The sequence below is a fragment of the Oryzomonas rubra genome (assembly GCF_008369015.1).
Taxonomy (GTDB): Bacteria; Desulfobacterota; Desulfuromonadia; order Geobacterales; family Pseudopelobacteraceae; genus Oryzomonas; species Oryzomonas japonica.
The window spans coordinates 244,664-252,368 of record NZ_SRSD01000007.1; the positions used below are offsets into that span (position 1 = coordinate 244,664).

At 61.6% G+C, this 7,705-nt stretch carries 5 protein-coding genes; all 5 read left to right on the plus strand.

The annotated features are described in order from the left end of the window. Nucleotides 1–173: 173 nt before the first annotated feature. The 5 genes from ET418_RS12850 (at nucleotide 174) to ET418_RS12870 (ending at nucleotide 7,428) form a co-directional block, all read left to right on the plus strand. On the plus strand, nucleotides 174–2,111 hold the full coding sequence (locus ET418_RS12850; protein WP_149308095.1) for an aconitate hydratase: 1,938 nt from the start codon (nucleotides 174–176) through the stop codon (nucleotides 2,109–2,111). A 49-nt stretch (nucleotides 2,112–2,160) separates the two neighbouring features. Then, nucleotides 2,161–3,609: a pyruvate kinase gene (pyk, locus tag ET418_RS12855; protein WP_149308097.1), complete on the plus strand. Its 1,449-nt coding sequence runs from the start codon at nucleotides 2,161–2,163 to the stop codon at nucleotides 3,607–3,609. A 151-nt stretch (nucleotides 3,610–3,760) separates the two neighbouring features. Then, the gene (locus ET418_RS12860; RefSeq protein ID WP_275937959.1) at nucleotides 3,761–5,572 is read left to right on the plus strand and encodes a thiamine pyrophosphate-dependent enzyme; all 1,812 of its coding nucleotides are present in this window, start codon (nucleotides 3,761–3,763) and stop codon (nucleotides 5,570–5,572) included. Next, nucleotides 5,569–6,090, plus strand: coding sequence for an indolepyruvate oxidoreductase subunit beta (locus ET418_RS12865; RefSeq protein WP_149308099.1), 522 nt, complete (start codon nucleotides 5,569–5,571; stop codon nucleotides 6,088–6,090). Before ET418_RS12860 ends, ET418_RS12865 begins: the two co-directional genes overlap by 4 nt. A gap of 42 nt (nucleotides 6,091–6,132) precedes the next feature. After that, nucleotides 6,133–7,428, plus strand: a complete 1,296-nt coding sequence (locus tag ET418_RS12870) for a phenylacetate--CoA ligase (RefSeq protein WP_149308101.1) — start codon at nucleotides 6,133–6,135, stop codon at nucleotides 7,426–7,428. Nucleotides 7,429–7,705 lie beyond the last annotated feature (277 nt).

Consider the following 7,705-nt stretch of genomic DNA (forward strand, 5'->3'; position numbering starts at 1 on the left):
CCTCGAACACCCTTTCGTGCGACGTAGCGCTGCTACGCCTCCTCAGGGCATTCTGCGGGTGCGACGATCTGACTATTTTTGAACAACCTGATTTTTTCAATAGCCCGCTAAGAATATGGAGTTATTTGATATACTAATTACAGTATGGATTACCAAGGAAGGGGATGATGACAATGGCACAGAACCTTGCAACCAAAATACTCGAACATCATCTGGTGGAGGGGGAACTGGTCCCCGGCCGGGAGATTGCCATCCGTATCGACCACACGCTGTTGCAGGATGCCACCGGCACCATGGCCATGCTGGAGTTCATCGCCATGGGGCTGCCTCGGGTCAAGGTCGGGCTGGCGGCCCAGTATATCGATCACAACCTGCTGCAAACCGATTATAAAAACGCCGACGACCACGCCTTTCTGACCAGCGCCGCCATGAAGTACGGCGTGCACTTGTCCAAGCCGGGCAACGGTGTTTCCCATCAGGTGCATCTGGAGCGCTTCGGCGTGCCGGGCATCACGCTCCTGGGGGCCGATTCCCACTCCCCCACGGCTGCCGGCATATCGGTGCTGGCCATCGGGGCCGGCGGCCTGGATGTGGCCCTGGCCATGGCCGGCCACCCCTTTTACCTCCCCTGTCCCAAAGTGATGGGGGTCAAGCTGGTGGGGCGCCTGCCCGACTGGGTTTCGGGCAAGGATGTCATCCTGGAGATGTTGCGCCGCCACACGGTCAAGGGCGGGGTGGGCAAGGTCATCGAATACTATGGTCCGGGCGTGGCCACGCTTTCGGCCACCGACCGCGCCACCATCGGCAACATGGGGGCTGAACTGGGCGCCACCTCCTCGATCTTCCCCTCGGACGAGCGGACGCGGGAGTTTCTGGTCTCCCAGGGGAGGGGCGATTGCTGGCAACCCCTGGCCGCAGACGAGGGAGCGACCTACGACGAGTACGACGAGATCGACCTGTCGGCGCTGGAACCGCTGATCGCCTGCCCGTCCTCGCCGGACAACGTCGTGACGGTACGGGAGGTGGAGGGAGTCAAGGTCGACCAAGTGCTGGTGGGGAGTTCGGTCAACTCCTCGTTCCGCGACCTGATGACCGTCTGCCGCATCCTGGAAGGACAGCGGATTGCGCCTCAGGTGTCGTTCCACATCAACCCGGGCAGTCGCCAGGTTTTGGAAAACGTGGCCGACCAGGGCGGGGTGGTGACGTTGCTGATGGCCGGGGCAAGCATTCACCAGTCCGGCTGTCTGGGCTGCATCGGCATGGGGCAGGCACCGGGCACCGACCAGGTTTCACTGCGCACCTTCCCCCGTAACTTCCCGGGCAGGAGCGGCACGAAGGGGGACAAGGTCTATCTCTGCTCCCCAGAGACCGCCGCTGCCGCCGGCATTTACGGCGTGATCACCGATCCGCGCAAGCTGGGGACCATCAAGGCCTATCCGGCGGTGCAGAACCCCTCCACATATCTGCTGGACGATTCCGGCATCATCTTTCCCCTTGAGGAGACCGCCTCCGTCGAGATCAAGACCGGCCCCAACATCGTGCCGTTCCCGGAATTCGAGGCGCTGCCGGATACGTTGCAGGCAGAGGTGGTCATTAAATTGGAGGATAATGTCAGTACCGACCACATCATGCCGGCCGGCAACAAGGTGTTGCCGCTACGCAGCAACATCCCGGCAATAGCCGAGCATGTCTTCGAACAGGTTGACCCGGAATTTCCGGCCCGGGCCAAGGCGGCCGGCAACGGGGTGGTCGTGGGGGGCGAGAACTACGGCCAGGGGTCATCCCGGGAGCATGCCGCCCTTGCACCGCGCTACCTGGGGATACGCGCCAAGCTGGCCAAGAGCTTTGCCCGCATCCACAAGGCCAACCTGGTCAACTTCGGCATCCTGCCGCTGACCTTCAAGAACCCGGCCGATTACGATCTGTTCAACCAGGGGGACCGGGTCTCCTTCTCGGACCTGCGGCGTCTGGTGGAGAGCGGCGCCGAGGAGGTGCCGGTACAGGTGGGGGACAAACAGGTCATGATGCAGTTGAATATCTCCGAGCGCCAGCGCAGGGAGTTGCTGGCCGGGGGGACATTGAATTACGTGCGACAGAGCAACCATAAGTAGCTGATATATTGCAGCGCCCGGAACAGGGCGTTCCACAGAAGGAGCATGAATGCCAAGAACCGCAGTCGCAGTACACAAAACCAAGATCGTAGCCACCCTCGGCCCGGCCAGTTCGTCGCCCGACATGGTGGCCCGGCTCATATCGGCCGGAGTGGATATCTTTCGTCTCAATTTTTCCCACGGCGACAACGCCCAGAAACAGGAACTGATCCATATCATCAGGCAGGCCTCCGAAAAGGCAGGGCACCAGATCGGCATCCTTGCCGACCTGCAAGGACCCAAGATCAGGACCGGCAAGATGGCGAACGATGCCATGACCCTGACCAAGGGACAGGAGGTGGTCATCACCACCGAGGACATCCTTGGCCGGGACGGCCTTATTCCTACTATCTACCGTTCCCTCCCCACGGATGTGCATCCCGGATCGCGTATCCTTCTGGACGATGGCCTGATGGAGTTGAAGGTCGTGGCCATCGATGGGGAGCGCGTCCGCTGCACGGTGGTGACCGGCGGCGTGCTGAAGAACAACAAGGGGATCAACCTGCCGGGCGTGAATGTATCGGCCCCCTCCCTGACCGAGAAGGACCTGGCCGACCTGGACTTTGCCCTCGATGCCGAGGTGGATTTCGTGGCGCTCTCGTTCGTGCGGACCGCCGAGGATGTGGAGCAGATCAAGCGGATCATCTACCTGAAGGGGAAAAACACGCCGGTCGTGGCCAAGATCGAAAAGCCCGAGGCGCTGCAGAATTTCAAGAAGATCCTTCAGGCGACGGATGCCGTCATGGTGGCCCGCGGCGACCTGGGGGTGGAGATCGAGGCCGAGAAGGTGCCGGTCTTCCAGAAAAAGATCATTCAGGCCTGCAATGAGGCAGGCAAACCGGTCATCACCGCCACCCAGATGCTGGACTCCATGATCCGCAATCCGCGGCCGACGAGGGCCGAGACGTCCGATGTGGCCAACGCCATTGTGGACGGCACCGATGCGATCATGCTTTCCGCCGAAACCGCCTCCGGCGACTATCCGATCGAGGCGGTGGAGACCATGGTCCGCATCGCTCAGGATGTGGAGAACGCCGATTTCTGGAGTACCGTGGATAAAAGCCTGTCAACGCCCAGCATTGCCCAGGCGGTCGCCGAATCGGCATGCCGGGCGGCCACCAGCCTGGGGGCCAAGACCATCGCCGTCTTCACCCAATCGGGCAGCACGGCGGCGCTTATCTCCCATTTTCGCCCCCACCTCCCGATCATCGCCTATACCGCATCGCCGGAGATTCAACGGCGGCTCTCCATCTACTGGGGGGTAAGCGCCACCGGCATCGGCAGTATGGCGGACATGCACCAGCAGATCATGGCGGTTGAACGCAACATGCTGGCGGCCGGTTACCGCAAAGGGGATATTATCGTCATCATCATGGGGCTGCCGGTGGAGGCGCGCGGTTCCACCAATCTGATGAAGGTGCATAAGCTGGGAACCGGTGAATTCTTCGAGATTTACTGACATTAATGAGTACATAAGCATACAGAGTGTAGATCGAAACGGCGGCCCCAAAGGTCGCCGTTTGCTTTTGCCCGTGCCGATTTTGTATTGACAAAGCCGTCTCACGTTACGAGAATAAGCGCTTTGCACGTCATGGACAGAGGAGAGGCATGTGCCGGAACAACAACCGATATTGATGCAGGGAAACGAGGCCATGGCCCGCGGTCTGGTGGAGAACGGCTGCGTGGTGGCCGCTTCCTACCCGGGGACGCCCGCCTCCGAGATTCTTTCCGCCATCGACACCTGGCGCAAGGCCGAGGGAGCGAACATGCACGTGGAATGGGCGGTCAACGAGAAGGTGGCTTTCGAGATCGCCTATGCCGCCAGCCAGAGCGGGCTGCGCGCCGCCACCGCCATGAAGCAGGTGGGGCTGAACGTCGCCTCCGACCCGTTGATGAGCGCCGCCTATCTCGGTACGGTGGGCGGTTTCGTGGTGATCAGCGCCGACGATCCCGGCCCCCATTCCTCCCAGACCGAGCAGGACTCCCGCCTGGTGGCCATGCAGGCCAAGATCCCGGTTCTTGACCCCTCTTCCCCGGCCGAGGCGCGGGAGATGGCCGGTCTGGCCTTCCAACTGTCCGAGGAGTTCGGGGTGCCGGTCATGCTGCGCCCCACCACCCGGGTCTGTCACGCCTGCCAGGACATCCTTCTCCGTCCCGTCCGGAATCTGCAACGCACAGCCGATTTCCGCAAAGACCCCAAACGCTGGGCCGCCACCCCCAAATTTCGTTATGAATTACACGTCAAACTCAACGAAACCTTGTCACGGATCGCCGCCTATGGGCCGACCGCGCCCCGCTGCCTGAACCGTGACCCCGGGACCCGCCGTGCCGTGGTCGCCTCCGGCGTGTCGGCCGCCCATGCGCAAGAGGTGGCGAGCGCTTCCGGCCTCTGGGATTCCTTTGCGTTTTACCAGGTCGTTCAGCCCTATCCGCTGCACAGCGCCTTTGTGGAGGAGATTCGCTCCGCCTATGACGAGGTGCTGGTGCTGGAGGAAACCGCCGGGGTGATCGAGATGCAGCTTCGCGACTACCGGCGGGTGCAGGGCAAGCTTTCCGGTTTTGTTCCCGAGGCGGGAGAACTGTTGCCCGAGACGATTGAGCGGCTTCTGGCCCGGTTTGCCGGCAGGTCCCTGCCGGAACTACCCGAAGCGACTCCGGCGGCGGGCAAGCGCCCGACCCTCTGCCCCGGCTGTCCGCACCGGGCCAGCTTCTATGCCATCAAGAAGGCGGCGCCCAAGGGAATCTACCCCAGCGACATCGGCTGTTATACCCTGGGGGTGAATCTGGGCGGCGTGGACACGGTCCTGTGCATGGGGGCCGCCATCGGCCAGGCTGCCGGATTCTATCAGGCCTACCGGGTGACCGGCCAACCACGCGACATTGTGGCCACCATCGGCGACTCCACCTTTTTTCACGCCGGTATCCCCCCCTTGATCGACGCCGTGGTGCAGGGGGCCCGCTTTGTCCTGGTGATCCTGGACAACAGCACCACCGCCATGACCGGCAACCAGCCGACCCCCTCCCAGGGTACCCCCGCAGGTCAAGCGGTGGATATCGCCTCGATTGTGGCCGGTTGCGGTGTGAAATTCTGCCGTAGCGCCGACCCGCTGGATCTGCCGGCCTTCACCGCCCTGGTCAAGGAGGCGCTGGCCTTTTCCCGTGACCAGGGGGTGGCGGTGGTAATCGCCAAAAGCCCCTGTCTGGTGGACAAGAGCGTCCGGCACGCAAAGCGTCCCCAGGCGGTTGTGGATGCCGCATGCACCGGATGCCGGTACTGCACCAGCCAGTTCGAGTGCCCGGCACTGGTCTACGATGAGGCCAGCGCTAAGGTGGTGGTGGATGTCATGATCTGTAGCGGCTGCGGGGTCTGTCTCGATGTCTGCCCGGTGAAGGCGATCCGTCAGGAAGGGGGGAAGCCATGATATCCCAACAGTTGATCATCTCCGGGGTCGGGGGGCAGGGAATCCTCTTCATCACCCGGCTCCTGGCGGAGACCGCCATTGCCAAGGAGTTGCCGGTGTTGACCTCCGAGACCCACGGCATGGCCCAGCGGGGCGGCATCGTCATCTCCCACCTCAAGGTCGGGGCATTCTCCAGCCCCCTGGTGCGTCCGGGCCAGGCCGACGGCCTGATCGCCCTCAAGCCGGGGAATGTGAAACTTCACAATTCCTTTCTGAAACCGGACGGCTGGATAACGGCCAATGCCGTGGAGCCATTCCCCTTGGCCGGGGTTGTTACCATCGATGCCGACACGCTGGCCCTGCAACTGGGTAACCCCCAGGCGGTCAACCTGATCGTCCTCGGCCGCGCCCTGTCCATGGGTCGGCTTTTTTGTACGAAGGATGAATTGGCTAATGTACTGCGGCGGAAATTGCACGACAAGCCCGCCGTGCTGGAAGGGGCCCTGGCAGCCCTTGCCGCCGGTATCGGCGCAGCCTGATACCATGTGTGCCACTGATTATTCACGGAGCTGATACCTGCTATGTTGAATCATTTTCCCCCGAAGATCACCACCATCGAAGAACTCCCTGCCCACCAACTACGCGGCCTGCAGTGGACGGTGCGGCATGCCTTCGAACATTCTGCCTTCTACCATGAACGCCTCTCGGCCACCGGGATTGGGCCGGACGACATCACAAGCCTGGACGACCTGCGCCGCCTCCCCTTTACCACGGCGGACGACCTGGCTGCGGGTTATCCCTTTACCCTGCGCGCGGCCGACTTCGCCGACCTGGTGCGCATCCACGCCTCGTCCGGCACCACCGGCAAGCGAAAGGTCCTCTGCTATACCCGCAAGGATGTGGAAGACTGGCAGACCATGTTCGCCCGTTGCTACGAACTGGCCGGCCTGACGCGCCTGGACCGGGTGCAGATCGCGGTGGGCTACGGCCTCTGGACCGCCGGCATCGGTTTTCAGCAGGCCTGCGAACGTTTCGGCGCCCTGGCGGTGCCGGTGGGCCCCGGCAACCTTGAACTGCAAACCGCCTTTCTGATCGACTTGCAATCCACGGTGTTTTGCTGCACGGCGTCCATGGGGCTGCTGCTGGCGGAGGAAGTTCAGCGAAAAGGATTGAAAGATAAGCTCAATCTTAAGAAGATCATTCTGGGCGCCGAGCGTTCCAGCAGCGCCATGCTCGATACCATGCGCGACTGCCTCGGCGTTGAAGATATCTACGACGTCACCGGGCTTACGGAAGTCTATGGCCCCGGCACTGGCCTGTCATGCCGGGAGAACAGCGGCATCCATTACTGGGCCGACTACTATATCCTCGAAGTGCTCGACCCGTTGACCCTGGAACCTGCCGCCCCCGGCGAGATCGGGGAGATGGTCTTTACCACCCTGTGCAAAGAGGGAGCGCCGCTGATCCGTTACCGTTCCCGCGACCTGACCCGACTTTTGCCGGGGGAATGCCCTTGCGGGTGCTTCATGCCGCGCCACGACCGGATTCTCGGCCGTTCCGACGACGTCATCATTTTCCGCGGGGTCAATATCTACCCCGGCCAGATCGATGAGGCCCTGAACCGTGTCCCGGGGATCGGCAGCGAATACCAGGTGCTGTTCGACCGCGGTCCCGACGGCCGGGACAGCATGCTGGTGCGCGTGGAACGGGCGCACAACGGCGCCGCGCTGCCCGATGAGCGGGTTGTGAAGGCAGTTGCGGCCGGTATCAAGCACACCATGCTGGTATCGTGCACTGTTGAGGTGTTGGCGGCGGGTACATTGCCGCGTTCGGAGCGTAAGACGCGTCGTATATTCGACAACCGTTCCTTCGAGTGATTTTATTATCGATTCAACTGTCGGATTAACAACATATTTTTCGGGGTTATCGAAAAAAACAGGGAAAAGAACAAAAAAAGGTATTGACGGTGAGGGTGATAGTTGTTATAACCAGCGTCCCATTTGACGCGGAGAGTTTTGCCGAGTCGCTGGGGGCGGAAAAAAAGGAGTTTGGCCGGAAAAAACTTCTTGACAATGTCGGCTTGATTTAGTACTTTGTTCGTCTGTCACGGAACGCATCTGGTCTTTGAAAACCGAATAGCAGGAAGTTGTGAGA

What these genes read in the sequence shown, in the direction of transcription:
- ET418_RS12850 (WP_149308095.1), top strand. Translation starts at nt 174, where the DNA reads ATGGCACAGAACCTTGCAACCAAAATACTCGAACATCATCTGGTGGAG.
- pyk (WP_149308097.1), top strand. Translation starts at nt 2,161, where the DNA reads ATGCCAAGAACCGCAGTCGCAGTACACAAAACCAAGATCGTAGCCACC.
- ET418_RS12865 (WP_149308099.1), top strand. Translation starts at nt 5,569, where the DNA reads ATGATATCCCAACAGTTGATCATCTCCGGGGTCGGGGGGCAGGGAATC.
- ET418_RS12870 (WP_149308101.1), top strand. Translation starts at nt 6,133, where the DNA reads ATGTTGAATCATTTTCCCCCGAAGATCACCACCATCGAAGAACTCCCT.